A 26,359-nucleotide genomic window follows, 5' to 3' on the forward strand; every position below is an offset into this window, starting at 1 on the left:
CCGTCAGCCGTTTGCCGATCACGAAGAGGTGAGGCGCATGGCCGGATTCCGCATGGGCGAGGGCGTTCTCCGCCGCAAACCCATCGAGCACATCGAGGACACCGAGGCCGGACAGGGCGCCGGCCTGGTGCGGTCGCTGGGACTGTGGCAGCTGACGGCCATCGGCGTGGGCGGCATCATCGGTGCCGGCATCTTCACGCTGGCCGGCACCGTGGCCAACGGCACCGCGGGCCCGGCGGTCCTGATCTCCTTCCTCATCGCGGGCATGGCGAGCGCGGCGGCGGCGCTGTCGTACGCGGAGTTCGCCGGGCTGATCCCGAAGGCGGGATCGGCCTACACGTACGGCTACGCGGTCCTCGGTGAGCTGGTCGGCTGGTTCATCGGCTGGGACCTGCTGCTGGAGTACACGGCGATCGTGGCGGTGGTCGCCATCGGCATCTCCGGCTACTTCAGCTTCCTGGTCGGCGAGATGGGAGCCGACCTGCCGAACTGGATGCTGGGCGCGCCGGGCACCGGTGACGGGCACAAGGTCGACCTGTTCGCGGCACTGCTGTGTCTGCTGATCGCCTATCTGCTGACGCTCGGCATCAAGAACGCGGCCCGCTTCGAGATGGTCGTGGTCGTACTGAAGGTGCTGGTGGTGCTGGTGGTGATCGCCGTCGGCTTCTTCCACATCACCACCTCGAACTACCACCCGTTCTTCCCGTTCGGGGTCGGCGGGGCCTTCACGGGCGCGGCGACGGTGTTCTTCGCGGTCTTCGGCTACGACGCCATGTCGACGGCGGCCGAGGAGTCCAAGGACGCCCAGCGGCACATGCCGAAGGCGATCATCTACTCGCTGGTCATCTCGATGGTGCTGTACGTGGCGGCCTGTCTGGTGCTGACCGGCATGCAGAACTACAAGGAGATCGACCCCGAGAGCGGCTTCTCGACGGCGTTCAAGTCGGTGGGGCTCAGTGGTCTGGCCGACGTCATCGCGGTGGGCGCGATCATCGGCATCCTCACCGTCATGTTCACGTTCATGCTGGGTGTCACGCGCGTGTGGTTCAGCATGAGCCGGGACGGTCTGCTGCCCAAGTGGTTCGCCAAGACGCACCCGACGCGGCACGTGCCGACCCGGGTCACCTGGATCGTCGGGTTCGCGTCGGCCGCGATCGCCGGGTTCCTGCCGATCGGCGAGGCGGCCGAGCTGACCAACATCGGCATCCTGCTGGCGTTCGTGGTGGTGTGCGCGGCGGTGATCGTGCTGCGCTACCGGCAGCCGGACCTGCCGCGCACCTTCCGTACGCCGTGGATGCCGGTCGTGCCGGCGCTGGGCATCGTCTTCTCGATCTGGCTGATCACGTTCCTGCAGTGGCAGACCTGGGTGCGCTTCGCCGTCTGGTTCCTGGTCGGCATGGTGGTCTACTTCGGCTACTCCTACCGGAGGTCGGAGCTGGCGGGCCGTTAGAGCCCGCGCAGGAAGTCGAGCACGATCCGGTTGAACTCCTCGGGCCGCTCCATGTTCGGGTAGTGCGCGGTGCCCTCGATGCTCACGCAGCGGCCGTCCCGGACCGTACGGGCGAGCCGTTCCGCCTCCGCGACCAGGTCGGGGGCGTCGAGGGCGCCGTTGACGGCGAGGAGCGGGACGTCGATCTTCGGGACGCGGGCCCAGGTGTCGGTCATGGGCACGTGCCGGTTCTCCTCGTCCGGCGTGTGCTTGGCGAGGGTGCCGAGGGCCATCTCGCGCAGCCGGCGCAGGACGTCCGGGTCGACGTCCTCGATCGTGCGGTGCTCGCCGGGCACGAAGCGCAGGAAGGCCGTGAGCCAGCCCTCGATGTCACCGGCCGCCAGGGCCCTGCCCTGCTCGGCCTGCACGCCGCGGACCCAGGGGTCGGTGTACGCGAACTCACTGGTGGCCGCGCCGCACACGACGACGCCCCGGACCAGCTCCGGGTACTCCAGCACGGTGTCGGTGGCGATGGCCCCGCCCATCGAGACACCGACGAGCACCGCGGGGCCCGTGTCGAGGTGCCGGAGCAGGGCGGCGAGGTCGTCGGCCCAGCGGAAGGGCCGGGTGGCGTTGGCCGAGGAGCCGTGGCCGCGGACGTCGGGCGCGATCACGCGGTGGGTGGCGGCCAGGGCCGGTATCTGGGCGTCGAAGACCCGGTGGTCGGCGAATCCGGAGTGCAACAGGACGACCGGGGCGCCCGTGCCGGTGTCGCGGTAGGCGAGGTCGCCGTCGGCGGAGGTGAAGAAGCGCGGATCCGAAGCAGCATTCATGACAACCAAGGTGTCATCTTGGCGAGGGTTTGGCAACTGGGTTGTCATGGTGACGGAATGGGCGACACTGACGGGATGGACGACACCGCCTCCCCCCTGCCCCCGGACGAACTCGCCCGGCGCCTGACCGAGGTCTACGACCTGGTCGGCCCCCTCTACCGGCGCGCCCAGCGCAGCGTCGAGCAGGGGCTGGCCCGCGACGGCGTGTCCGTCGGCGTCCGCGCCGTGCTGACCCTGCTGCACCGGGGCGGTCCGATGACCGTGCCGCAGATGGGCCGGGCACAGGCGATCAGCCGTCAGTTCGTGCAGCGCATGGTGAACGACGCGGCGGCCCACGGCCTGGTGGAGAGCATCCCGAACCCCGCCCACCGCCGGTCGTCGCTGATCCGGCTCACCGACGCGGGCCGGAGCACGATCTCCGGGATCCTCGACCGCGAGCACGCCGTGCTCCGCGCGGTCGGCGGCGCGCTCACGGCGGCCGACGTGACGGCCTGCCTGCGGGTGCTGGACGAGATGCTGCGCGCCCTCGACCACGTCGACGACGACTGACGCCCGGGCGCGACCGGACGTACTACTCCCCCATCACCAGCCCGTCCTCGGCGGCGCCCCGGCTGAGCACCACGTCCCGGATGCGGTCGCGCACGGCACGCGCCTCGGCGCCCTTGCCCAGGGCCCGGTTGAGGTTCACCACCCGGCCGGCGTCGACGTCGAAGAACTGCGGGACGAACTCGGCCCTCGTCACCCGCCAGCGTTCGCCGGGACGGGCGGGCGGGGCGAAGGTGAAGCGGCCGATGCTCGACTGGTTGCTGCGCGGATCGCGCTCGCCGTCCCCGTTGATCATCTCGCTGGAGATCTGGTTGCCCATCCCGTAGATCACCCAGGTGCCGTTGACCTTCTCGTACGCCTGCGGGACATGGGCGTGCGTGCCGATGATCAGGTCGATGGCGGGGCGGTCGCCGCTGCGGGCGGCGGTCAGGCTCTCGGCCAGGGCCGTCTGGTCGTCGTCGGGCTCGTCCTGCCACTCGGTGCCCCAGTGCACGGACACGACGACGACGTCGGCGCCCGCCTTCCGGGCGGCCCGCGCGTCCGTGACGATCCGGTCCTCGTCGATCAGCTGGACCGCCCACGGCTGCCCCTGCGGCGCCGGGCGGCCGTTGGTGTCGAAGGTGTAGGCGAGGTGGGCGACCTGGGCCGCGCCCGCCCGCAGGATCGTCGTGGTGCGTGCCTCCTCCTCGGTACGGGCGGACCCGGCGTGCCGTACGCCGGCGCGGTCCAGGGCGTCCAGGGTGCGGCGGATGCCGTCCGCGCCGTCGTCGAAGGTGTGGTTGGAGGCGGTGGAGCAGCCGTCGTAGCCGGTAGCGGCCAGGCCCGCCGCCACCTCGGGCGGGGACCGGAAGAGGGGGTATCCGCTGTAGTCGCCGTTCGCGCCGTACACCGTCTCCATGTGGCACAGGGCGAGGTCGGCGCGGGCGACGACGGACTTCGCGCCGGCGAGCATGGGGCGGAAGTCGTAACCGGTGCCGCCCGCGTCGAAGCGCGCCCGCTCGATGATCGAGTCGTGGGGCAGGACGTCGCCGGAGGCGACGAGCGTGAAGGCGCCTGCGGGAGTGGCGGTCGGGGCCGCGGACGGGGCGGGGGCCGGTCGCGCCGGCGGCTCGTGATCGCGCGCCCGGCAGGCCGCGCCCGCGGCGAGGAGGACGGTCAGGGCCAGGGCCACCTGCCGACTGCGTGTGATCATCCGTTCACTCCGCTGTAGTCGCATGCACGAGAAAAATCACATTTACACACAAACAGGTAAAGAGAATGGGGCCGTCACAGGAGGCTCCGACACGCCCATTAGCCCGTCCGGCGTGCGCGAAAGAGGGGCGCCGACCGTTCGTCGGACCGTTCACCGACGCGATCGACCGTCCGTCGCAGACCCGTGCGCGCGCCCTGTCCCCGTGCGGGACCCTGCGGTGCCATACGCCCATGACGGCCGGAACCACCCTCCCCGACACGACGACCGCCGAGCACGAGCTCGCCGCGCTGCAGCGCGAGCACGGCCGGCCGCTCTTCGCGCTGCTGCTGCGGCTCAGCGACGGCGACCGCCAGCGTGCCGAGGACCTCGTCCAGGAGACCCTGGTGCGCGCCTGGCAGCACCTCGAGGCACTGCGCGCCGACGCCTTCGACTCGGTACGGCCCTGGCTGCTCACCGTGGCCCGGCGGCTGGCCATCGACGCGCGCCGGGCCCGGCAGGCGCGGCCGGCCGAGGTCGGCGACGCGGTGCTGGAGAACGCGCCGGTCTGCGCCGACCACGCCGAACGGGCCGCCGCCGCCCTCGATGTGCGGGAGGCTGTGAAGACACTCACTCCGGAGCACCGTGAAGTCCTGGTGCTGGTGTACTTCCAGGGGGCGAGTGTGGCGGAAGCCGCGACGGCCCTCGGCATCCCGCCCGGTACCGTGAAGTCCCGCGCGTACTACGCGCTGCGCGCCCTGCGCAGGGTGCTACCGGGATACGCCGCCGACCTGCGGTGAAACCGACCCCATGGTCAAGCCTCCGTAAAGCGCCTTGCCGTGGACCCCGGTTGAGTAATCGGCTGTCCTCATCCGTGTTCCGGACGGGGGCCCATGACCCGGGTCGGGCGACGCGCACGCACCGGAGGAAGGCAGGAAGGGATGCTGCACAGAGGTCAAGAGAGCACGGACGGCGCCGGCGGAGGCGAACTGACCGTCCCGATGGCGTGGTTGTACGCCGAGTACATCGCCGACGAACTGCTGCGGACCGGCGACCTGATGCCGCCGACGTCCTTCGAGTTCCGCGCCGGACGCGACGCGCTGGCACTGACCGTCTTCCTGTCCGACACCGAGAACGAGCTGAGCGGCATCCGGGTCGTCACCCACCTGGAGACCTGGCTGTCCCTCACGGCCTACGACCAGCCGTGGCACGAGTGGGTGCGCGAGCGGCTGGCCGAGGTCACGGCCGACGTCGACGCCGACGGCCGGCACTCGCCGGACCTGGAGCTGGCCCGGGCGGCCTGGCGCTGGCTCCAGGAGACCGAACTGCTCGCCCCGGACCTGAACGCGGTGCCCGGCGGCGCCCCGGGCGCCGGGGAGGACGAGGGACCGAAGGTGTGGACCCCGGCCTGGCAACTGGGACTGCCGCTCGGCCACCTCGCCATCCACCTCTTCTAGTGCCGCGGCAGGCGACGTTCGCCCGGTGAGGAGCGGCGTCCGGTGCGTGCTCCGGGGGTCCCCCCGGCCGGAGGCTGGGGGGAGTGCCGGCCGGAAGCCCTCGCACTGGACGTACTCGGGCTTCCGGCCGATGCGGCGAGCGGGGGCACCCCCTCCGGGGGAGCGTGCCGGGCGTCGCGACGGGACGCACGTCGCCTGCCGCGGCACCAGGAGCCGCCCGGCCGGGGCACCGTCGCGCACGGCCCCCTCCACGGGCTCGGCCGCTCCGGACCCGTCGGTGGCGATTTGTGTGCGTGGCTTGAATGATTCGGCCGTCCGGTGCGTACCGGTGGGGGCGCGGAGCAACCCCACCCGCACCCGGCGGCACGAGGATTCGGCATGAGGTCCCTGGAGAGGCATCGTGACGCCGGCACCTATGTGCTCGGCGTGCTGGACGAGGCGGACGCGTTCCGCTTCGAGGACCACCTCGTGGAATGCCCCCGGTGCACGGCGCAGGTGACGGAATTCGGCCCTGCCGCCCGCCAGTTGATGTTGTACCGGCGGGCGACACCGCGCCTCGTCCACCCCCTGACCCGGCCCGGCCCGAAGCTGCTGGACCGCCTGCTGTCGGAGGTGGCGGCACGCAACCGGGCCGGTCGCCGGCGGCTGCTGTACGCCGCGGCCGCCGCCGCGGCGTGCGCGGTGGCCGGGCCCGGCCTCGCGACCCACGCCCAGCAGGCCGCGCCGGGTGTGCGGCTCACCGCGGCCGACGAGCGGACGGGGGTGTGGGCGCGGGTCACAGCCGCGGAGGAGGCCTGGGGCAGCGACGTGGAGGTCGAGGTCAGGGACGGGGCGGGCCCGCGCTCCTGCCGGCTCGTCGCCGTCGGCCGCGACGGCACCGAGGAGACCGTCACCACCTGGAGCGTCCCCGGTCACGACGGCCGGCCGGACACCCTGCGCGGCGGCGCGGCGCTGCGCCCCGGCCAGACCGCCCGCTACGAGGTGCGGACCGTGGACGGGGAGCGCCTGGTGACGCTCCCCGTCGGATGAGCCGGACGAGCGGTCACCGCGCGGCGGGGGTCTCGTGCCGGACGCGGGCACAGGTCCGGGTGGGCAGCGGGGGGACGTGTGTCCGGGAGCCGCCCGTCCGCCGGACGACGCGGCTCTGCGACCAGTCCTCGAAGAAGCGCGGGTGGAGAACGGCCCGCTCGCGCGACGGCAGCCGGCGCACCGCCTCCTCGACGCTCTCTCGGCCGACCATGAGCCGGAAGGCCCGCCAGGCCCCCCCGGGGCGTCCACGAGGCTCGGCCGGCCTCGCCCGAGTCGCCGTTCCCGGCGCCCGGGGAGAGCGCTCGGCGGCTCTCCAGGGCCTCGCTGCCCTCTCCGCCGGTGAGCAGGAGGTACCGGGCCGGCTGCTCGGGCGGTCGCGTCGGTCTCCGGCGTGCCGCCCGGGACCGGCGGCGCCGGCCGCGGCACGCACCCGCGGCAGCGCGGCATCAGCGGTGCGGCGTCAGTCGTGCGGCATGACGAACTCCGACCACACGCACTTGCCGCTGCCGCGCGCCTCCACGCCCCACACGTCCGCGAGCGTGTCGACCAGGCGCAGCCCCCGTCCGGAGACCCCGGAGTCCCCGGGGTCCCGGCGGCGCGGCAGGGCGCTGGAGGCGTCCTCGACCTCGACGCGCAGCCGGCGGTCGGTGCCGGACAGGAACCGCAGGGTGACGATCGCGGAGCCCTCGGTGTGCATGAGGGCGTTGGTCATCAGCTCGTCGGCGACCAGTTCGATCGCGTCGGCGTGCTCCTCGTCGCCCCAGACGCGGACCGCGGCGCGGATCATGTGCCGGGCCTCGCGGAGTGCCTCAGGATCGCCCGGGGCGACGTGCTGGCGGACCCGGCCGCCGATCCGGGGCGTGTCCGGGGTGCGGCGGCGCAGCACGAGCAGGGCCACGTCGTCGTCGCCGCGGCGCTCGTCGGCGGCCTCGATCAGCCGGTCGGCGAGTTCCCGTACGTCCTGCGGACCGGAGGCGACCAGCTCCGCGAGGGCGAGCATCCCGTCGTCGAGGTCGGCGCCGGGCTCCTCGACCAGGCCGTCGGTGCACAGCACCAGGGTGTTTCCCGGGTCCAGCTCGATGGTGCCGACCGGGTAGGCGAGGCGCCCGAACTCGGCGGACAGACCGAGCGGCAGCCCGCCCTCCACGGGGGCCCGGCGGCAGCTGCCGTCGCCGTGCCGCAGCAGCGGGTCGAGGTGCCCGGCGCGGACCACCTGAACCACTCCGGTGGTCAGGTCGGCCTCCGCGTACAGGCAGGTCGCGAAGCGGTCGGTGTCGAGCTCGTGGAGGAAGACCGAGGCCCGCGCCATCACGGTGGCCGGGGGGTGGCCCTCGGCGGCGTAGGCGCGCAGCACGATGCGCAGCTGGCCCATGACGGCGGCGGCGTGCGTGTCGTGGCCCTGGACGTCGCCGATGACGGCGCCGACGCGCCCGCCGGGCAGCGGGATCAGGTCGTACCAGTCGCCGCCGATGTCGCGGCCGAAGGCGCCGCCGACGGTGGCGGCGCGGTAGCGGACGGCGATGTCGCAGCCGGGGACGCTGGGGATGGTGCGCGGCAGCATGGCCTGCTGCAGGCCCTCGGCGAGGTCCATCTCCTGCTCGTAGAGCATGGCGCGCTGCAGGCTCTGCGCGATGCTGCTGCCGAGGGCGACGAGCACGTTGCGGTCCTCGGGCGAGAAGCCGTACCGGTCGCTGTAGAGCAGCCCGATGGCGCCGATCGGCCGGGCCTGAGCGATCAGCGGCAGATAGGCCGCCGAGGTGACGTTCAGGCCGGTGATGTGGGGCCACAGGACCGGATAGCGTTCCGCGAACTCCTGCGGCGACTCGATGAAGCGCGGGCTGAGCGTGCGGACGGCCTCGCTCATCGGGTAGGCCTCGTCGATCCCGGTGACGCGGGTGCCGTGGACGGAGCTGCCGTCGGGCCCCTCGGCGACCAGCACGATGCGGTCGGCCTCCACCAGACCCATGACGATGCTGGTGGCGCCCAGATGGGTGAGGCCCTGGGTGTCCTTGAGGACGTCGATGACGTCGTCCACGGTGCGCGCGTGCGCGAGGGCGGCCGTGGTGAGCTGCACGACGTTGGTCTGCTGTCGGCGGGCCTCGTCCAGGGCGGCCTGCTCGCGGCGGGCCTCGATCTCGTCGAGTTCCTGGGTGGCGTCGCGCAGGATGCCGATGATGCGGCGTGGCCGACCGGTCTCGTCGCGGCGGATGTAGCCCTGGGTGTGGGTCCAGCGCAGGGTGCCGTCGCGGCAGCGCATGCGGAAGTAGGTGCCGTAGTTCTCGCTGCCGTCCTTCATCGCCCGGGCGACCAGGGCGTCCAGGCGGGCGCTCTCCGACGCCGGGACGCGGACCGACAGCGACTCGGGGCGGCCGTCGTACTCGTCCGGGCGCAGGTCGAACACCTCGTGCGCCTGGGCGTCCATGTGGAACAGCCCGGAGTCCAGGTCCCAGTCGAAGCTCCCCATGCGGTTGAGCGCCAGGATCGGGTCCGGGTGGGCGGGCCAGTCGTCCGGGAGTGACAGGGCGCTCGCTCCCCGATCAACCATGCGCCCCACCTTGCCAGGATCTGCCCGATTATTCGACTCCGGGTCCGCTGCCCGGAGGCCGGGAGGGGCGCCGGGCGGCCGGGGTACCCGGGGCGTGGCACGAGAGGAGGGCGAGCCGTGGAGTGGTTCACCGCACCCGACTACTGGCTGAGCCGGCTGGTCTTCCAGAAGGCCCTGGCCGTCATGTACCTGGTCGCGTTCCTGACGGCGGTCCTGCAGTTCCGCGCGCTGATCGGCGAGCGCGGCATGCTGCCGGTGCCCCGGTTCGTCGAGCGGGTGCCGTTCGGGCGGGCGCCCAGCCTGTTCCAGCTGCGCTACTCGGACCGCTTCTTCGCGGGCTGCGCCTGGACGGGCTGCGCGGTGTCGGCGGCGCTGGTGGCGGGGCTGGACTCGCTGCTGCCGCTGTGGGGGGCCATGCTGCTGTGGCTGGTGCCGTGGGCGCTGTACCTGTCCGTCGTCAACGTCGGGCAGACCTGGTACTCGTTCGGCTGGGAGTCGCTGCTGCTGGAGACCGGGTTCCTCGCCGTCTTCCTCGGCAACGACGAGGTGGCGCCGCCGGTCGTCGTGCTGTTCCTGCTGCGCTGGCTGCTCTTCCGCGTCGAGTTCGGGGCGGGGCTGATCAAGATGCGCGGCGACGAGTGCTGGCGGAAACTGACCTGTCTGGACCACCATCACGAGACCCAGCCGATGCCGGGGCCGCTGAGCTGGTTCTTCCACCACCTGCCCCGGCCGCTGCACCGCGTGGAGGTGGCGGCGAACCACGTCACGCAGTTGGTGGTGCCCTTCCTGCTGTTCGCGCCGCAGCCCGTCGCGACCGCCGCCGCGGCACTCATGATCATCACCCAGCTGTGGCTCGTGCTGTCGGGCAACTTCGCCTGGCTGAACTGGATCACCATCGTGCTGGCCCTGTCGGCGGTCCGGTTCCCGGCGCGTCCGCCGTCCGTGCCGGACGCTCCGCTGTGGTACGTGGTGGTCGTCCTCGCGGTGGCGGCGCTGCTGGTCTTCCTCAGCCACCGGCCGGTCCTCAACATGATCTCCCGCCGGCAGGTGATGAACCGGTCCTTCGACCCGCTCCACCTGGTCAACACCTACGGCGCCTTCGGCAGCGTCAGCCGGGTCCGCTACGAGGTGGTGATCGAGGGCACCGCCGACGGGGTGGCGCGCGAGGACTCGGACTGGCGGGAGTACGAGTTCAAGGGCAAGCCCGGTGATCCGCGGCGCTGGCCGCGCCAGTTCGCGCCGTACCACCTGCGGCTGGACTGGCTGATGTGGTTCGCCGCGCTGTCGCCGTCGTACGCCGGACCGTGGTTCGGCACCCTGGTGGAACGGCTGCTGGAGAACGACCGGGCGACGCTGAGACTGCTGCGCCGCTCCCCGTTCCCGCCCGACGCGCCGCCGCGCTTCGTCCGGGCCCGCCTGTTCCGCTACCGGTACACGACCTGGCGCGAGCTGCGGGAGACGGGAGCGTGCTGGGAGCGCACGTACGTCCGGGAGTTCCTGCCGCCGACCCGGCTGGCGGGAGCGGCGCGGAAGGCATAAACCCGGGAGGCCGGGACCCGGCCGGGTGCCGCGGAGGAGCGGGTCTCGGCACGGAGGTGTCCGGGGGCGGAGGCGGCGCTGCCGGAGCCGGCGGAGCGGATCGGGGCGCTGCGTCCGTGGCGGCGCGGGGCGCCTCTGGACCGACGGCCTACAGGGCGCGGTACATGATGTGCAGGCCGACCGGTCCGTGCCGCGGGTGGTCGAAGGCGTCCGGCACCGTGCCGAGGATCGTGAATCCGAGGGAGGTCCAGAGCCTGACGGCCGGGTTGGTCTCGACGACGGCGTTGAAGACCATGCCCCGGTATCCGTCGGCCCTGGCGGCTTCCAGGACGTACTCGGCGAGGGCCCGCCCGGTGCCCCGGCCGGCCCGGTCCGGGACGACCATGAAGCCCGCGTTGGCGATACGGGCGGCGGGGCCGCCGTAGTTGGGGGTGACGTAGGCGGAGGCGATGACGGCGCCGGTGTCGTCCTCGACGACGTGGACGCGTTTGGCGGGGCTCATCCACAGGGCCCGGGCCACGTCCTCGGGGGTGGCCGGGTCCCAGGCGTACGTCTCGCCGGCCGCGACGATGCGGTGCCAGAAGGGCCAGATCCGCGGCCAGTCGGCGGCCGTCGCTTCCCTGATCAGCATGGGCGTGATTTTCGCACGCCCATGCGTCCGGCGGTCCTGCGGCGGGTCAGTCCACGCTGGGCAGGATGTGCGGCTCGGCGAGGTCTTCCTCGTACCCCGCGAGGCGGATGGGGGCGGAACGCGCCCACACGTCGAGGCTGCCGATCTCTCCGGGCCGGCGGCCCGCGCGCTCGGCGCGTTCCTTGGGTCGTTGGTCGGGATTCGTCATCGTCTCCGGTGTCACCGCGCACTCCTTATGTGTCGGGTCACCCTCGGGGCCTGCCGACCGGTCTGCCGTCCGGTCCCTGGCGCCCGCTCGGGTCTGTGTCTCATGCAGTTCGGACGCGGTGGCGCCGGTAACGCGTGCGGCGACAGGCCGTTGTGGACGGCTCGCCCCGCGGACGGACCGTGGGTGTGGGTAGGCACCCGGTCCTGCTCGTCCGCCCGCACCAGATTAACCAAATGAGCGGGGGTGTGCTCTATGGGGCTCGAAACATGGGACAACCATTGCCCATCACTCGCGCACAGTTGGGGACAGTCTGCTCCGTTTCATCACCTTTCGCCCCGCCCTCAACTCACCCGTTCGGTGGATATCACCGGCCGTGCTTTCGCGTACGGACGGTACGTGGCCGTGCCGTTCAGTTGCCGTTGGCCGCGTCGCAAGCTCGCCATGGTGCCCTGGCGGTCCGCAACGGCTGTCTCGTGGGAGGACCGGGGCATGGAACTGCGCAGCGTCGAGGGACTGATGGCCCTGTTGGCCGCCTGCCGGGGCGTGCGGCCGTCCGCCGGTCGCGACGGCGGCCCCGCGGACCCGCACGGGCACGCCCTGCGGACCGCCGCGCTGCTGCGCCGGCGGCGGCCCGCCGACAAGGAGCTCCAGGTGGCCGGCCTGGTGTCCGTGGTGGGGACGCTGTTGTGGCCCGGCGGTCCGGCCGGCCGCACGGCCGAGGCGGTACGGCCCCTGCTCGGCCCGCGCGTCGCCCACCTGCTGCACGGGTACGCCCTCGCGGACGCCCGGTGCCACGACGACGACCTGCTCAGCCTGCGCCGGGCCGACGAGGAGGCCCGTACCGCCGTCTTCGACGCCGGGGTCCTGGAGGACTGGCGCACGGTGCTGGAACTGGTGGCGGCGCGCGCCTCACGGCTGGGAGCGGTCGACTGACCGGACCCGCCGCGGGTGCGCGCGGGGCGTGCCCGAGATCAGGGTGGCCGCGCGGTGCCCCCCCGACGGGGCGACAGGCCCACGGATGGGCCTGCTGGGGTCGAACCAGGAAGTACGCGGGGCCGGCGCACCGGGCACGCCGGCGCACCCCCATGGTAGGGCAGCGCCCGGTGAACGGGCCGGCGGATTACGGCTGCCGGCCCGGCGACCGTCACCACTTGCCGGGCGCGTAGTCCTTGAGGAAGACGCCGTACAGGTCCTCGCCCGCTTCTCCGCGCACGACCGGGTCGTAGACGCGGGCGGCGCCGTCCACCAGGTCGAGCGGGGCGTGGAAACCGGCCTCGGCCAGGCGCAGCTTGTCGTAGTGGGGACGTTCGTCGGTGATCCATCCGGTGTCGACCGAGGTCATCAGGATGCGGTCGGTGTCGAACATCTCCTGGGCGCTGGTCCGCGTCACCATGTTCATCGCGGCCTTGGCCGCGTTGGTGTTCGGGTGGCCCGCGCCCTTGTAGCCGCGGGCGAACACGCCTTCCATCGCCGAGACGTTGACGACGTAGGCGCGCCCGGAGGACGCCCTGCGCGCGGCCTCGGCCATCGCCGGCCGCAGCTTGCTGATGAGGATGAACGGCGAGGTGTAGTTGCACAGCTGGGTCTCGAGCAGCTCCACCGGGGAGATCTGCTCGATGGTCTGCACCCAGGTGTTGGTGTCGACGACGTCGGGGAGCAGGCCGCCCGCGTCGATGGCGGTGCCCTCGCGGTGCCGGACCACGCTGGCGTTGCCGGCGACCAGGGCGAGGTCGGCCACCTTCTGCGCGTCCAGCCCCGAGACACCGGCGGGCAGCGCGGCCAGTCCGTCCACGGCGCCGGAGCCGAAGGCGCCGATGACGTGGTGGGCGGGCAGTTCACCGGCCGGCAGCGGGGCGCTCTCGCCCTCGACGAGGGCCGCGTACGCGGAGGGCAGGCGACGCACGGTCTGGGTGGCGTTGTTGATCAGGATGTCGAGCGGGCCCTGCTCGGCGACCTGGTCGGCCAGGGCCACGGCCTGGGCGGGATCGCGCAGGTCGATGCCGACGACCTCCAGGCGGTGGATCCAGTCGGCGGAGTCGTCCATGGCCTTGAAGCGGCGGATGGCGTCCTTGGGGAAGCGGGTGGTGATCGTGGTGTGCGCGCCGTCCCGCAGCAGCCGGAGCGCGATGTACATGCCGATCTTGGCGCGGCCACCGGTGAGCAGCGCGCGCTTGCCGGTGAGGTCGGCGCGGGCGTCGCGCCGGGCCCGGTTCTCGGCGGCGCAGGTCTGGCAGAGCTGGTGGTAGAAGTAGTCGACCTCGACGTAGCGCTGCTTGCAGATGTAGCAGGAGCGCGGGCGCTGGAGTATCCCCGCGATCGTGCCCTCCTCGGTGCGGGAGGAGGGCAGGATGCCCTCGGTCTCGTCGTCGATGCGCTCGGCGGACCCGGTGGCGGTGGCCTCGGTGACCGCCCTGTCGTGGGCGGTCTTGGCGGCCCGGCGCTCCTGGCGGCGGCGCTGCTTGACCATGCGGTAGATGTGCGAGGTGGCCCGGCGGACCGCGATCGCGTCGGGGTGGTCGACGTCGAGCCTGTCGAGCTCCTCGAGCACGCTCAGGCAGACGGCGAGCCGCTCCGGGTCGATGCCGGGGCCGTACTGCGCCCCGTCGCCGGACCCGTACACCACCTCGTCCGTGGTCGCCGAGCCGTCCTGTGTCACCGTCATCGCCGCTGCCGTTCCTGGTCACCGTCGCGGCGCTCCGGTCGCGCCCGCTTTCGAACGGGGAATTTTACGGAGCGCCGGGCCGGGGACCAAACCCGGTGGCGTCAGGGACCGCAGGCAGTGATGAGTGTCTCCACCTCCTCGGTCACGGCCAGGGCGAACCGGTCGAGGTCCGGCACGGCCTTCGCGTCGGCGACCAGACCGTAGTGGACCCGCCCCCGGTAGGTGGAGACCGCGACCGCCAGGGAGTGGCCGCGGGCCAGGGGCGCCAGGGGATAGACCTCGGTGAGCGGGTGGCCGCCGAGCCGCAGGCCGAGGCTGGGCAGGGGCACGCTGGTGACCAGGATGTCGAACCAGAGCCGGGCGGCCTGGCCGACCAGGGGGCCGCCGAGCCGGTGGCCGAGCGCCGGGACGTGGTCGGCGAGCAGGGCGACCGCACCGGCACCCCTGCCGGGCCCGGCGTCCTTGTTGCGGTCCATGGCGGCGCGCACCGCGCCGAGGCGGGACAGGGGGTCGGGGTCGCCGACGGGGAGCCGTATCAGGTAGCCGGAGAGCCGGTTGCCCGGAGGCTGGGCGGTGCGCGGGCGGCGCTGGGAGACGGGGATGAGGGCGCGCGGGGCGACGCCCTCGCTGCCGTCGCCGCGTTCGTCCAGCCAGCGGCGCAGGGCACCGGCGACGACCGCGATCAGGACGTCGTTGACGGTGCCGCCGACGGTCTTGCGGATGTGGTGCACGTCGTCGAGGTCGACGGCCACCCCCGCGATGCGGCGCCTGCCGGACGGCTCGGCGGCGAGGGCGGGCGAGGAGCGTACGTCGAGGGTGGACAGGGCAGCGGAGGCGCCGATGTCCAGGGCGCGTCCCGCGTCGGACAGGGCGCCGCGCACCAGGTCCGGCAGGGTGCGCACGTCCGGCAGGAGGCTGCGCCGGGGCGCCTCGGGCCGCGGGCGGGGCGGGGGCATGTCCATCGGGTCGAGGACGCCCGCCGCGAGGGCCAGGGCCCGCAGTCCGTCGGCCAGGGCGTGGTGGAACTTGAACAGCACGGCGAAGGACTCGCCGTCCGCGCCCGGCAGCACGTGGGCCTCCCAGGGCGGCCGGGCGCGGACCAGCGGGCGTTCCATCAGGCGGCCGGCCCGGGCGTGGAAGTCCGTCGTCGGGGCGTGCAGCCGGACGTGGTCGAGCGGATCGAAGCCCGGGTCGGGCTCACGGACGGCGCCGCCGAAGGAGAAGGGCCGGCGCAGGGCGAGCGGCGGCTGCCACGTGTCCCGGATGCGCATCCGCAGCCCGGGGACGCCCGGCGCGCGGACCGCGAGCAGGTCGGCCGCGTGGGCGGCCGCGGTGGGCGAGTGGGCCGGGAAGACGCCGAGCGCCGCGAGGTGCATGGGGTGCTCGGCGGACTCGATGTTCCAGAACGCCAGGTCGAGGGGAGCGAGCAGATCGGAAGTCAAGGGCGTGCCTCGCAAGGACGACGATGGACAAGCAGTCAATCGCCCTCCACCGATTACGGTCAAGTACGATCAAGCTACGCACAGTTAACAACAGATTAAAGTCCGGCCCCCTGGGAAGGGGCCGGACTCCTGGGTCTCATGGGGCGCTTGCGGTCGGGGCGGCACGGGCGGGGCCGCCCGTGCCGCACTTTCCCACCCGGACGGCTGCGGGCCGACCGGGGCCGTGCGGGGCGCTCAGGCGGCCGGGCACCCCGCGGGTACGGGCCGGGAGGCGTCGCGGATCAGGGCCCGGTGGGCGGCCTTCATCCGTTCGACGTCCGGCTTGAGGACCTTGCGGTCGTAGGTCGTCAGCCCGTTCAGCTCTCCCTCGACGTCCGTGATCTGGGTGTAGACGGCACCGTTGCTCCCCTTGCAGACCAGGGCGCGTACCTCACCGAGCTTGGCCAGGTAGTCGTCGGTGTACGTCGCCGGGTCCACGTCGACGTACGACTGCTGCACCGACCAGGCGTGCCCCGGCACCGCGAGGCCGAGGCCGCCGTACTCGCCGCTGACCAGGGCGCGTTCGCCGTCCGGGCGGGGCGGCAGGGCGGGGCTCGGGTAGCCGTGCTCGTCCATGATGTCGCCTGCGCCCCCGTCGGCCCCCAGGTTCAGGCCCGACTGGTTGTTGACGAGGCGGGTCGGGTCCCAGGCCTTGGCCTGCGCGGCGACGCGGCCGATGTCGTACTGGCCCCAGCCCTCGTTGAAGGTGACCCACATGACGACCGACGGGCTGCTGACGTGCTCGTCGATCATCTCCTTCATCTCGCGCTCGTACTCGGCGCGGGCGGCGGCGGCCGGGTTCACCCCGGCCGTCATCGCGGGCATGTCCTGCCACACCAGCAGGCCCAGCCGGTCGGCCCAGTAGAACCAGCGGTCGGGCTCCACCTTGATGTGCTTGCGCACCGAGTTGAAGCCGAGCCTCTTGTGCAGCCTCAGGTCGTGGGCGAGGGCCTCGTCGGTGGGCGCGGTGTGCAGGCCGTCGGGCCAGAAGCCCTGGTCGAGGGTGGCCATCATGAAGACGGGCTCGCCGTTGAGGACGGTGCGGGGCACGCCGCCGACCTTCTCGACGGCGACGGAGCGCATCCCGAAGTAGCTCCGTACGTGGTCGGCGCCGACGGTGACCTTCAGGTCGTAGAGGAACGGGTCGTCGGGCGACCACAGGCGCGGGTCGCGGATCCTCAGGGTGAGCGGTGCGCCGGTGCGTCCGCTCACCGTGGCGACCTTGCGGTGCCCGGCGTACGCCGTCGCGCTGATCCGTACACCGTCGCGCACGCCCTTCGGCTCGACCGTGAGCGTGCCCGCTCCGACGTCCGGAGTGAGCTTCAGGGAGTCGACGTGGTCCCGGGCGACCGGCTCCATCCAGACCGTCTGCCAGATGCCGGAGCTGGGCGTGTACCAGATGCCGCTCGGGTCCAGGCGCTGCTTGCCGAGCGGCGGGTTCTCGCCGTTCGCCGCGTCGGTCGGGTCGTACACGCCGACGATCAGCTCCTGGGTGCGGCCGGGCTTCAGCGCGTCGGTGACGTCGGCGCTGAATCTGTCGTAGCCGCCCTTGTGCTCGGTGACCTTCGTGCCGTTGACGTACACCTCGGACTGCCAGTCGACGGCGCCGAAGTTGAGCTTCAGGCGCTTTCCGGAGCCGATGCGCCAGTCGGCCGGGACGGTGAAGGTGCGGCGGTACCACATGCGGTCCTCGTGCCGCTGGACGCCGGAGAGCTGCGACTCCACCGGGTAGGGGACGACGATCCGCTCCTTCAGGTTCCGGCCCACGGGCGGCTGCTCGCCGGCCTCGGCCGCGGCGAACTGCCAGCGGCCGTTGAGGCTGCGCCAGGCGTCCCGCGTCAGCTGCGGACGCGGATACTCCGGGTGGGCGTGGTCCGGGTCCACGTCGTCGGCCCACTCGGTGCGCAGTTCGTACGTGGAGTGGTTGGCGCCGCTGCTCCAGAACGCCGTGACAACGTTGCCGTCGGCTCCGGTGAGGCCGCCCTTCCCGTCGTAGCGGACGTCGGCGGTGCCGGGGGCGGTGCCGGTCTTGTCGCCGACGACGGGTTCGCCGAGGGAGACGAGGAGTGCGGTCGGGTCGGCCGGGTCGAGCTCGGCCCCGTTCAAGGGCCACTTGGCACCGCCGATCACCGCTTCGAGGTGGTCGGTGAAGCCGGCCGGGACCGCGGCGAGGGGCTGGGCGAAGTCCAGCCGGAGGGTGCGGCCGGTGGCGAGCACGGTGGTCGCCGTGGCGCCGTCGTAGTCGAAGCCGTCGGGCAGGCGGAACGCCGACTGCGGCACCGGCTCCTTGGTGCCGCCGGGCTCGGTCCAGCGCAGATGCAGGTTGGAGCCGCCGTAGTGCTCGAAGTACTCCAGCTTGAGGTCGTAGGACCGTCCGGCCGTGAGCTCGATGGGCTCGGCGGTCTGCTCGCGGTCCCAGTCGTCGACCCAGTGGTCGATGGCGAGCCTGCCGCCGATCCAGAGGCGGAAGCCGTTGTCACCGGTGATCGAGAAGGTGTGGGCGCCGGTCTTCTCCGGCACCAGCTTGCCGGTCCAGCGGACGCTGACGTCGTCGGACCGCCCGGTGGCGAAGCTCAGGCGCGGTTCCAGGGTGTCGAAGTCGATCTTCGGGTCGAAGCCGGTGGCCTTGAGCTCGTGGAAGTCGAAGGTTCCGGGGGCGGACTGGGTGTAGTACTCGCCCTTCAGGCCGTGGACCTCGGCGGCGCCGGCCGCGCTCGCGTCCGGCACGGCGGCGAGTCCCGCGACGCCCAGGGCGGCGGCGAGCAGCAACGCCAGTCTGTCTCTGAGTCGTTTGATGCGCACTGACCCTCTCCTCGGGAACGGGTGGTGGCTGGGGCTCAGGACATCGATGCCTTACATCGATGGAAAAGCAAACAGCAGTGGCATGACAGCATGGATTACGCTTCGCGTCCAGGGACATGACAACGGCCCCGGAGGCATCCCGAGCCTCCGGAGCCGCAGAGGGCCCGTCCGTCAGGGCACCCGTTGCCCCTTGCCCAGCGCGATCACACCGCCCTTGGACACCGTGTACAGCTCGGCGTCCCGCTCCGGGTTGACGCCGATCGTCGCGCCCGGCGGCACCTCGACGTTCTTGTCCAGCACCGCCCCGCGCACCACCGCGCCCCGGCCGATGTGCACGTTGTCGTGCAGCACCGAGCCCTGCACGACCGCCCCGGGGTCGACCACCACGCCCGGCGACAGCACGGACCGGGTGACCTGCCCGCGGATCAGGCAGCCCGCGCTGATGATCGACTCGCCGGCCATGCCGCCGGCGTTGAACCGGGCCGGGGAGAGCTGGTTGGAGTGGGTGTAGATCGGCCAGTCACGGTTGTAGAGGTTGAAGGCGGGGCGCTCGGCGATCAGATCCATGTGGGCGTCGTAGTACGCGTCGAGGGTGCCCACGTCCCGCCAGTAGCCCTGGTCGCGGGAGGTCTCCCCCGGCACGTGGTTGCCGCTGAAGTCGTAGAGCGCGGCCTCGCCCCGGTCGGTGAGCTGGGGCAGGATCGAGCCGCCCATGTCGTGCACGGAGCGCGGGTCCTCGGCGTCCCTCTGCAGGGCCTCGATGAGGGCCTTGGTGGTGAAGAGGTAGTTGCCCATCGAGGCGAAGATGCGCTCCGGGTCGTCGGGCAGTCCCGGCGGGTCGGCGGGCTTCTCCAGGAACCCGGTGACGGTCCGGCCGTCGGACCCCGTGGTGATCACGCCGAAGGACGACGACTCGGTGCGCGGCACCCGGATGCCGGCCACGGTCACGCCCGCGCCGGACTCGATGTGCTGGGCGAGCATCTGGCGCGGGTTCATCCGGTACACGTGGTCGGCGCCGAACACCGCGACGTACTCGGGCTGCTCGTCGTAGATCAGGTTCAGCGACTGCAGGATCGCGTCGGCGCTGCCCAGGTACCAGCGCGGGCCGAGGCGCTGCTGGGCGGGGACCGGGGTGACGTAGTTGCCGAGCAGGCTCGACATCCGCCAGGTGGTGGTGATGTGCCGGTCCAGCGAGTGCGACTTGTACTGCGTCAGGACGCAGATCCGCAGGATGTCGCTGTTGACCAGGTTGGACAGCACGAAGTCGACCAGGCGGTACGTGCCGCCGAAGGTGACCGCGGGTTTGGCGCGGTCCGCGGTCAGGGGCATCAGACGCTTGCCCTCTCCGCCCGCCAGCACGATGCCGAGCACCGAAGGACCACCACGACGCATGGCCGCTCCCCTCACCCTCGTTGGTGGCCCATGCCTGCCCGTGGGCGGGGCCGCCTAAGCCTGTTTGAGAATCTCCTCGTACAACCGGGCCGTGCGGCGTGCGACCGCGTCCCAGCCGAACTCGTCCACCGCGCGCTCCCGTCCCGCCTCGCCCATGCGCCGGGCTGTCTCCGGGTCGCCGAGAACGGAGTCCAGGGCCCGGGTGAGGCCCGCCTCGAAGTCGTCGTCCCCGTGATCGCTCCCGCTGTCGTCCTTGGGCACGAGTACCCCCGTTTCGCCGTCCGCCACGACCTCGGGGATACCGCCGACGCGGGAGGCCACGACGGGCGTGCCGCAGGCCATCGCCTCCAGGTTGACGATGCCGAGCGGCTCGTACACCGAGGGGCAGACGAAGACGGCGGCGTGGGTCAGCAGCTGGATCACCTCCGGACGCGGCAGCATCCGCGGGATCCAGTGCACGCCCTCGCGGGCCCGGCTCAGCTCGGCGAAGAGGTCGCGGAACTCCCGGTCGATCTCGGGGGTGTCCGGGGCGCCCGCGCACAGCACGACCTGCGCGGCCGGGTCGATGTCCCGCACCGCCCGCAGCAGGTGGGGCACGCCCTTCTGCCGGGTGATGCGGCCGACGAACAGGACGTACGGCCGGGAGCGGTCCAGGCCGATCCGGTCCAGGGCGTCGGTGCCGGCATCGGGCCGGTACAGGGCGGTGTCGATGCCGTTGTGGATGACGTGGACCCGGGACGCGTCCAGCGCCGGATAGCAGGTGAGGATGTCCTCGCGCATGGCGCCGGAGACCGCGACGACGGCGTCGGCGGACTCGACGGCGTCGCGTTCGGCCCAGCCGGACAGGGCGTAGCCGCCGCCGAGCTGCTCGGCCTTCCAGGGGCGCAGCGGCTCCAGGGAGTGGGCGGTCACGACGTGCGGGACGCCGTACAGCTGCTGGGCGAGCCGGCCGCCGAGGTTCGCGTACCAGGTGTGGGAGTGGACCAGCTCGCGGCCCTCGAGGGCGGCGGCCATGGCGAGGTCCACGGAGAAGGTGCGCAGCGCGTCGTTGGCGCCGTCGAGCGCGGACCAGGGACGGTGGCGCCGTACGCCGTCGGTGCCGCCCTCTCCCCAGCAGTGCACGTCCAGGTCGACGAGGCGGGCGAGTTCCCGCGCGAGGAACTCGACGTGGACGCCCGCGCCGCCGTACACGTCGGGCGGGTACTCCCGGGTCAGCAGTCCCACACGCACCCGGAACCTCCCGTGCTCGGCGGCTGGTCCCCTCATGGTCACCCAGACGGGGCGCTCGGGGAAGAGTGCGGGGGCACCGGAGATCACGGAGACGGCGAGGGCCGGGGCGGCCGCGGGGAGCGAGGGGGCCGGGAGAAGCAGCAGTCGCCGCAGACGCCCCCGCCGGGCACGCGGTAGTACAGGCAGCAGCTGCGTCGCCGGAAGGCGGTGCCGGTCAGGGTGCCGGTCCCGGCGAGGAGGGGATGCGCGAGCAGGCCGGCGGTGAGCGAGCGGGCGCGGGCGGCGGCGTCGGTACGGCCGTGGCGGTGGGCCCAGCGGTCCAGCTCGCGGGCGGAGGCGGCCAGGGCGGAGGCGGCGTTGCCCCACAGCAGCCCGGGCGCGAGGCGGTACCGGGCGCGCAGGGCCGCCGTCAGCGGTGCCAGGTGGGTGGCGAGCACGACCTCCGCCGCGGTGGCGGCGTCCCCCGGCCGCGGGCGCACCTCGGCGAGCCACAGGTCGTCGGGGGCGGTGGCGTCGGGGTCCCAGTACAGCAGGTTCGGGTCCAGGTCGGGGATCCGGCCGTACAGGGCGGCGCAGCCGAGCGTCACCGACCAGAGGCGGGCGGCGAGCCCCTGGTGCGCCACGGAGGCGGCGACCCGGGTCTCGGGGGCGCCGAGGGCGGCGGCCACCTTCCGGACGCGGAAGGCGAGGGGGTCGTACGGAAGGCCGCCCCCGGGACCGTCCGCGGGGTTCTCCCGGCAGGCGTGCGCGAGGGCGGGGAGCGGCCGGTGCGGGGACGCTCCGCAGGTGCGCAGCACGAAGAAGCCGCCGAGCGGGCGGAGGGCGGCGAGCCCGGGGTCGAGGTCCACGGAGAGCAGTGATATCAAGCCCCCTACGGGGTGCGGTCAGGGATCCTCGCCGAACGACGCCCACCCTGGGGAGGACGGCACCGTCCTGATACTCCATCGGTAGTAGGACCCGATGGGTGCTCAGGGACGACGCCGGGAAGGTCCCGAGACGGCATCGTGTTGTCCATGGAAGACGACCGTTCGCCGCGCCGGGCCGAGAGCCCCCGCACCCGCCTCCCGCAGAGGAGCAGCCGATGAGCGCCCTCGCCCTGTCCGTGCTGCTGTCGCTCGTCTCCGCCGTCGCGTACGCGGGCGGGGCGATCGTGCAGGAGCGGGTCGCGGCGTCCTCCACCGACGTCCAGTACGCCCCCCTGCGACGGCCCGGCTGGTGGGCGGCGGTCGGTCTCAACAGCCTCGGCGCTCTGCTGCACGTCGTGGCACTCGCCTTCGGTCCGCTGAGCCTGGTGCAGCCGCTGGGGGCGCTCACCATCGTGTTCGCGCTGCCGATGGCGGCGCTGTTCGTGGGCCGCAGGGCCGGTGCGGCGGCCTGGCGGGGAGCGATCATGGCGACGGTCGGTCTGGCCGGCCTGCTGTCCCTGGTCGGCGCGTCCGGCGCCCAGTCGCTGGACACGGCGCAGCGGGTGGTGGTGGCCGTGGTGACCGCCGGTGCGATCGTGGCGCTGATGATCGCCGGCCGGGCCGCGCACCGGCATCCCGCGGTGCGCAGTGTGCTGCTGGCGACCGCGTCCGGCATCGCGTTCGGCATGTCCTCGGTGTTCACCAAGACGGTGGCGGTCGACTGGACCGGCGGCGTGTCCGCCGCCGACCTGCCGTCCCTCGCGGTGATCGGCGTACTCGCCACGGCGGGCATGCTGCTGTCGCAGGCCTCCTACCGGGGCGCCGGCCTCGCGGCCCCGCTGGCCGTGCTGACGGTCGCGAACCCGGTGGTGGCGGCCGTCGTCGGCATCACGATGTTCGGCGAGACCTTCCGCTACGGCACGACCGGCACCGCGCTCGCCCTGAGCTGCGGAGTGGTGGCCGCGGGTGGCCTGATCCTGCTGACGACGGAACGGCTCGCGCGGGAAGCGGCGGCGGGGGTCGATGCGGAGGGGGCGTCGGACGGGGTGGTGCCCGGGGTCGGGGCCGGGGTGGTGTCCGGGGTCGGGCCCGGGGTGGTGTCCGGGGTCGGAGTGGTGTCCGGGACCCGGGCCGGGGTGGTTTCCGAGGCCTGTGTGGTTCCTGAGGCACAGGAGATCTTCGGCGAGCCGCTGCTCTCCGCCGCGGCCGAGGCGCGGCCGGTGGCCGGCGCACCGGCCGCGGTCGGAGCCGTGGACGCGGCCGCGGTCCCCGCCGCGGGCCTGCCGGCCGGCGGTGGGAGCGGACAGCCGCTCGCCCCGCGGCCCGCCAAGGTGTTCCTCCCCGGCCCCGCCCCGGTGTCTCCGCCGGTCCCGGGCACCGCGCCCGCCGCGGAGGCGTACGCCGCCCCGGAACCGGCGGAGCTCCCGGCCGAGGACCGGCTCTTCTCCTACGGGCCCTACGGGCTCTTCTACAGCGGCCCGTACGTCCCGCTGCCCGCCCTCGACCGGCGCCGGGTGCGGATCAGATCCTGACGCCGCCGGCCCGCAGATACGCCAGCGGGTCGACGTCCGAACCGAAACCGGGCCCCGTCCGCACCTCGAAGTGCAGATGCGGGCCCGTGACGTTCCCGGTGGAGCCCGACCGTCCGATGCGCTGGCCGGCGCCCACGGACTGGCCGTCCTTCACGGAGATCGCCGACAGGTGCGCGTACTGGGAGTAGCGGCCGTCGGCGTGCCGGACCACGACCTGGTACCCGTAGGAACCGCCCCACCCGGCGCTGACGACCCGGCCCGCGGCGACCGACTTGACGGACGTGCCGGTGGGGACGGGGAAGTCGACGCCGGTGTGGTAGCCCTTCGACCAGGACGCGCCCGCCTGGTGGTACGGCGTGCCGGTGGAGGCGTCGACGGGGGCCACGAGAGCGTGACCGGTCACGGCCTTGGCTTTGTCCTTGGCCTTGTCCTTGGCCTTGTCCGAGGACGCCTTCTCGGGCCGCTTCTGCTTGGCCGGTTTCCGCTGCTGCTTCGGCTCGGCAGCCCGGGACGGCCCGTGCTCCGCGCGGGGCGCCGCGGCGGTGCTCTCGCCGCGCAGCGCCAGCCGCTGGCCGGGCACGATCAGGTCGGGGTCCGCTCCGATCGAACGGCGGTTGGCCTCGTACAGCCCCTCCCAGCCGCCCGGCACCTGCTGGCTGTCGGCGATGCCGGACAGGGTGTCGCCGGTGACCACCGTGTACATCCGGGCCTTCCCGGCCCGGGACTGCGGTGTGGTCTGGGGACTCACGTCGGGCGCCTTGCCGGACGTCCGGGCGGTCTTCCGGGGCTTCTGAGCCTTCTGGGCCGCCTCCTCGGCGGATCCGCCGGGCGGCTTCCCGGTGGTCCTCCCGTCCCGTTTCGGGGCGGATCTCTCCGCGCCCTTCTCCGTGCCCGCTCCCCCGGCCGGACGGATGTCGGGCGCCTCGCCGCCCCGGCTCAGTCCGGCCTTCACCGAGCACACCGGCCAGGCGCCGGGGCCCTGCCCGTCCAGCACCTTCTCGGCGACGGCTATCTGCTGGTCCTTGGTGGCCAGATCCGCGCGCGGCGCGTACGCGGTCCCGCCGAACGCCTCCCAGGTGGACTGGGTGAACTGCAGGCCGCCGTAGAAGCCGTTGCCGGTGTCGATGTCCCAGTCGTTGCCGGACTCGCAGGCGGCGACCTTGTCCCAGGTGTCCACGTCGGCCGCGTGCGCGGTGCCGGTGCCCATGAGCGGCAGCGCGATCCCGGCGCCTCCGGCGGTGACGGTCAGTGAGGCCCGGTTGATCCTGTTCGGCTGGTACCGGCGGTGCCGACCGCGTACGGCCATGGATGTCCCCCTCGACATTGCGTCAGGAGGGGAAAAAGTAAACGCCACCAACAAGCCATGACAAGACGGCAATCGGCCGGTTGGTCGGTCAAGTGGCGAAGAAACGGCGCCCATTGGCCGACTGGAATGTCCGGTTGCCGAGGCCGCGGGCCCTTACCGCGCGTACCGGAATTTCGCGAACCGTCGTCGGGGACTCTGCCGTCGCCGCGCCGCCGCACCCGCCGACCGCGGCTCCCGCGGCGGGCCGGCCGGACCGGCACGGGAGCCGGCTCAGCGAAGCGGCCCCGGTCTTCGCCGTCGGCGCGTTGCGCCTGAGCGCTCGTGATCGGCCTCGAACTCGACCTGGGCGGTGCCCGCCGCGGCAGCGACGGAACCGACGACCAGCACGGCCCGTCCGCCGACGGTCGTTTGCGGCGCGCGGTCGGGTGTTACCCGGCAGGTACCGAGCGGGCGTCGTCCGGCGCCCGGCCAGCAGCAGACCAGGAGCGGCCACATGACCACTTCCGTCAACGACATGCTCCGCACCTATCCCGCCGACCTGGGAGGCGTGGACCAGGAAGCCATGGCCAGGTGCATCGAGAAATGCCTGGCCTGCGCCCAGGCGTGTACCGCGTGCGCCGACGCCTGCCTGTCGGAGGGCATGGTCGGCGAGCTGACCAAGTGCATCCGCACCGACATGGACTGCGCCGACGTCTGCGACGCCACCGCGTCGGTCCTCTCCCGGCACACCGGCTACGACGCCAACATCACCCGGGCCGTCCTGCAGGCCTGCGCCACCGTCTGCAAGGCGTGCGGCGACGAGTGCGCCAGTCATGCGGACACGCACGAGCACTGCCGCATCTGCGCCGAGGCGTGCCGGCGCTGCGAGGAGGCGTGCAACGGTCTGCTCGCCGGTCTGGGCTGACGCCTCGGCCGACGGGTGGGCCGAGGCGCCCGATCCGGTGATCAACGGTGCCCGTGACCGCTGGGACGCAGGGCTTCTCGGAGCCGGTTTCCGGACGTCCCGGCCCCACACCCTCTCGATACGCGCACGAGCAGGGGTCGGCGGTCGCGGGCGCCCGGCCTCGAAGGCAGAGGCGCCGCTCGTCCCCGGCTGATGGCCGCTCCCGCCGCGCGACGGGCTGGGCGGGATCAGTGAGCCGGCGGGGCACGAGCCGACGACGGTGACGTCGCGGACGTCCGGGCGGTGCTCAGGACCGGGGCCGCGGCGCGATCTCCTCGATCAGACCCTCGACCAGCGCCTTGATCTCGTCCCGGATCGGCCGCACGGCCTCGACACCCCGGCCGGCCGGGTCGTCCAGCCGCCAGTCCAGGTACCGCTTGCCGGGGAGGACCGGGCAGGTGTCGCCGCATCCCATGGTGACGCAGACGTCGGAGTCCTCGACGGCATCGACGGTGAGCCTCTTGGGCACCTGGGCGGAGATGTCGATGCCGGCCTCGCGCATGGCCTCGACGGCGGCCGGGTTGACCCCGGCGCCCGGGTCGGAGCCGGCGGAACGGACCTCGACACGGTCCCCGGCCAGGTGGGTCAGCCAGGCGGCGGCCATCTGCGAGTGTCCGGCGTTGTGGACGCGGACGAACAACACGGAGGGCTTGTCGGACATCAGGGGTCTCCCTTTTGTCTCGCGACCGCATCAGGCACGTATGACATCAGCACCCGGTGA

The 26,359-nt window shown here is 73.0% G+C and carries 23 protein-coding genes; 9 read left to right on the forward strand and 14 right to left on the reverse strand.

Annotated elements, in window-relative coordinates:
• Window positions 1–37 precede the first annotated feature (37 nt).
• Complete coding sequence (locus tag ACIRFH_RS29105; RefSeq protein WP_403527034.1) at window positions 38–1,450, forward strand: amino acid permease; 1,413 nt, start codon at window positions 38–40, stop codon at window positions 1,448–1,450.
• Here the strand turns inward: ACIRFH_RS29105 and ACIRFH_RS29110 are convergent.
• Window positions 1,447–2,262, reverse strand: coding sequence for an alpha/beta fold hydrolase (locus ACIRFH_RS29110; RefSeq protein WP_403527037.1), 816 nt, complete (start codon window positions 2,260–2,262; stop codon window positions 1,447–1,449). The two genes, ACIRFH_RS29105 and ACIRFH_RS29110, sit on opposite strands and share 4 nt — an antisense overlap.
• A 75-nt stretch (window positions 2,263–2,337) precedes the next feature.
• On the opposite strand from ACIRFH_RS29110, the gene ACIRFH_RS29115 reads away from it, so the two are divergent.
• Window positions 2,338–2,811: a MarR family winged helix-turn-helix transcriptional regulator gene (locus tag ACIRFH_RS29115; RefSeq protein WP_403527129.1), complete on the forward strand. Its 474-nt coding sequence runs from the start codon at window positions 2,338–2,340 to the stop codon at window positions 2,809–2,811.
• Between the two features lie 22 nt (window positions 2,812–2,833).
• Here the strand turns inward: ACIRFH_RS29115 and ACIRFH_RS29120 are convergent, their stop codons facing one another.
• On the reverse strand, window positions 2,834–4,000 hold the full coding sequence (locus ACIRFH_RS29120; RefSeq protein ID WP_403527040.1) for a CapA family protein: 1,167 nt from the start codon (window positions 3,998–4,000) through the stop codon (window positions 2,834–2,836).
• Between the two features lie 230 nt (window positions 4,001–4,230).
• Here ACIRFH_RS29120 and ACIRFH_RS29125 point away from each other — a divergent pair, with 230 nt between their 5' ends.
• The 3 genes from ACIRFH_RS29125 (at window position 4,231) to ACIRFH_RS29135 (ending at window position 6,462) form a co-directional block, all read left to right on the forward strand.
• Complete coding sequence (locus tag ACIRFH_RS29125) at window positions 4,231–4,776, forward strand: sigma-70 family RNA polymerase sigma factor (RefSeq protein ID WP_403527043.1); 546 nt, start codon at window positions 4,231–4,233, stop codon at window positions 4,774–4,776.
• Window positions 4,777–4,917: 141 nt separating this feature from the next.
• On the forward strand, window positions 4,918–5,433 hold the full coding sequence (locus ACIRFH_RS29130; protein WP_403527046.1) for a hypothetical protein: 516 nt from the start codon (window positions 4,918–4,920) through the stop codon (window positions 5,431–5,433).
• A 378-nt stretch (window positions 5,434–5,811) separates the two neighbouring features.
• Window positions 5,812–6,462: a zf-HC2 domain-containing protein gene (locus ACIRFH_RS29135; protein ID WP_403527049.1), complete on the forward strand. Its 651-nt coding sequence runs from the start codon at window positions 5,812–5,814 to the stop codon at window positions 6,460–6,462.
• A 13-nt stretch (window positions 6,463–6,475) separates the two neighbouring features.
• On the opposite strand, the gene ACIRFH_RS29140 is transcribed toward ACIRFH_RS29135, so the two are convergent.
• Together ACIRFH_RS29140 and ACIRFH_RS29145 are read right to left on the reverse strand one after the other, a co-directional pair.
• A complete protein-coding gene (locus ACIRFH_RS29140; RefSeq protein ID WP_403527052.1) occupies window positions 6,476–6,673 on the reverse strand; it encodes a sigma factor-like helix-turn-helix DNA-binding protein in 198 nt (65 codons plus the stop codon).
• Window positions 6,674–6,922: 249 nt separating this feature from the next.
• Window positions 6,923–9,007, reverse strand: a complete 2,085-nt coding sequence (locus ACIRFH_RS29145) for a SpoIIE family protein phosphatase (RefSeq protein WP_403527054.1) — start codon at window positions 9,005–9,007, stop codon at window positions 6,923–6,925.
• A 117-nt stretch (window positions 9,008–9,124) separates the two neighbouring features.
• Between ACIRFH_RS29145 and ACIRFH_RS29150 the strand changes: the two genes are divergently transcribed.
• Window positions 9,125–10,546 (forward strand): lipase maturation factor family protein, encoded by a 1,422-nt coding sequence (locus ACIRFH_RS29150; protein ID WP_403527057.1) that lies wholly within the window; start codon window positions 9,125–9,127, stop codon window positions 10,544–10,546.
• 148 nt (window positions 10,547–10,694) lie between these two features.
• Here the strand turns inward: ACIRFH_RS29150 and ACIRFH_RS29155 are convergent, their stop codons facing one another.
• Both ACIRFH_RS29155 and ACIRFH_RS29160 read right to left on the reverse strand, forming a co-directional pair.
• Window positions 10,695–11,177 carry a GNAT family N-acetyltransferase gene (locus ACIRFH_RS29155; RefSeq protein ID WP_403527060.1) on the reverse strand — a complete coding sequence of 161 codons (483 nt, stop codon included), beginning with the start codon at window positions 11,175–11,177 and terminating at the stop codon, window positions 10,695–10,697.
• A 46-nt stretch (window positions 11,178–11,223) separates the two neighbouring features.
• Window positions 11,224–11,400, reverse strand: coding sequence for a hypothetical protein (locus ACIRFH_RS29160; RefSeq protein ID WP_403527063.1), 177 nt, complete (start codon window positions 11,398–11,400; stop codon window positions 11,224–11,226).
• Between the two features lie 474 nt (window positions 11,401–11,874).
• Between ACIRFH_RS29160 and ACIRFH_RS29165 the strand changes: the two genes are divergently transcribed.
• Entirely contained in the window at window positions 11,875–12,318 is a 444-nt protein-coding gene (locus tag ACIRFH_RS29165; protein WP_403527066.1) for a hypothetical protein, read from the forward strand.
• 211 nt (window positions 12,319–12,529) lie between these two features.
• Here the strand turns inward: ACIRFH_RS29165 and ACIRFH_RS29170 are convergent, their stop codons facing one another.
• The 6 genes from ACIRFH_RS29170 to ACIRFH_RS29195 all read right to left on the reverse strand — a co-directional run bounded on the left by ACIRFH_RS29170 (window position 12,530) and on the right by ACIRFH_RS29195 (window position 21,800).
• A complete protein-coding gene (locus tag ACIRFH_RS29170) occupies window positions 12,530–14,047 on the reverse strand; it encodes an SDR family NAD(P)-dependent oxidoreductase (protein WP_403527069.1) in 1,518 nt (505 codons plus the stop codon).
• Between the two features lie 101 nt (window positions 14,048–14,148).
• The gene (locus ACIRFH_RS29175) at window positions 14,149–15,489 is read right to left on the reverse strand and encodes a wax ester/triacylglycerol synthase family O-acyltransferase (RefSeq protein ID WP_403527072.1); all 1,341 of its coding nucleotides are present in this window, start codon (window positions 15,487–15,489) and stop codon (window positions 14,149–14,151) included.
• A 234-nt stretch (window positions 15,490–15,723) separates the two neighbouring features.
• Window positions 15,724–18,330: a PA14 domain-containing protein gene (locus tag ACIRFH_RS29180; RefSeq protein WP_403527075.1), complete on the reverse strand. Its 2,607-nt coding sequence runs from the start codon at window positions 18,328–18,330 to the stop codon at window positions 15,724–15,726.
• A 171-nt stretch (window positions 18,331–18,501) separates the two neighbouring features.
• Window positions 18,502–19,722: a glucose-1-phosphate adenylyltransferase gene (gene glgC / locus ACIRFH_RS29185; protein WP_403527078.1), complete on the reverse strand. Its 1,221-nt coding sequence runs from the start codon at window positions 19,720–19,722 to the stop codon at window positions 18,502–18,504.
• A 54-nt stretch (window positions 19,723–19,776) separates the two neighbouring features.
• Window positions 19,777–20,952, reverse strand: a complete 1,176-nt coding sequence (gene glgA, locus ACIRFH_RS29190) for a glycogen synthase (protein ID WP_403527081.1) — start codon at window positions 20,950–20,952, stop codon at window positions 19,777–19,779.
• 83 nt (window positions 20,953–21,035) lie between these two features.
• Window positions 21,036–21,800, reverse strand: a complete 765-nt coding sequence (locus tag ACIRFH_RS29195) for a (2Fe-2S)-binding protein (RefSeq protein WP_403527083.1) — start codon at window positions 21,798–21,800, stop codon at window positions 21,036–21,038.
• A 233-nt stretch (window positions 21,801–22,033) separates the two neighbouring features.
• Between ACIRFH_RS29195 and ACIRFH_RS29200 the strand changes: the two genes are divergently transcribed.
• Window positions 22,034–23,389, forward strand: a complete 1,356-nt coding sequence (locus ACIRFH_RS29200; RefSeq protein ID WP_403527086.1) for a DMT family transporter — start codon at window positions 22,034–22,036, stop codon at window positions 23,387–23,389.
• Here ACIRFH_RS29200 and ACIRFH_RS29205 read toward each other — a convergent pair.
• Window positions 23,379–24,695, reverse strand: a complete 1,317-nt coding sequence (locus ACIRFH_RS29205; RefSeq protein WP_403527089.1) for a transglycosylase family protein — start codon at window positions 24,693–24,695, stop codon at window positions 23,379–23,381. The genes ACIRFH_RS29200 and ACIRFH_RS29205 overlap by 11 nt on opposite strands.
• 493 nt (window positions 24,696–25,188) lie before the next feature.
• On the opposite strand from ACIRFH_RS29205, the gene ACIRFH_RS29210 reads away from it, so the two are divergent.
• Complete coding sequence (locus tag ACIRFH_RS29210; protein WP_403527092.1) at window positions 25,189–25,599, forward strand: four-helix bundle copper-binding protein; 411 nt, start codon at window positions 25,189–25,191, stop codon at window positions 25,597–25,599.
• Window positions 25,600–25,885: 286 nt separating this feature from the next.
• On the opposite strand, the gene ACIRFH_RS29215 is transcribed toward ACIRFH_RS29210, so the two are convergent.
• Entirely contained in the window at window positions 25,886–26,299 is a 414-nt protein-coding gene (locus ACIRFH_RS29215; RefSeq protein ID WP_403527095.1) for an arsenate reductase ArsC, read from the reverse strand.
• Between the last annotated feature and the right edge of the window lie 60 nt (window positions 26,300–26,359).

Origin of the sequence: Streptomyces sp. NPDC093586 (assembly GCF_044764905.1) — a bacterium.
Lineage (GTDB): Bacteria > Actinomycetota > Actinomycetes > Streptomycetales > Streptomycetaceae > Streptomyces.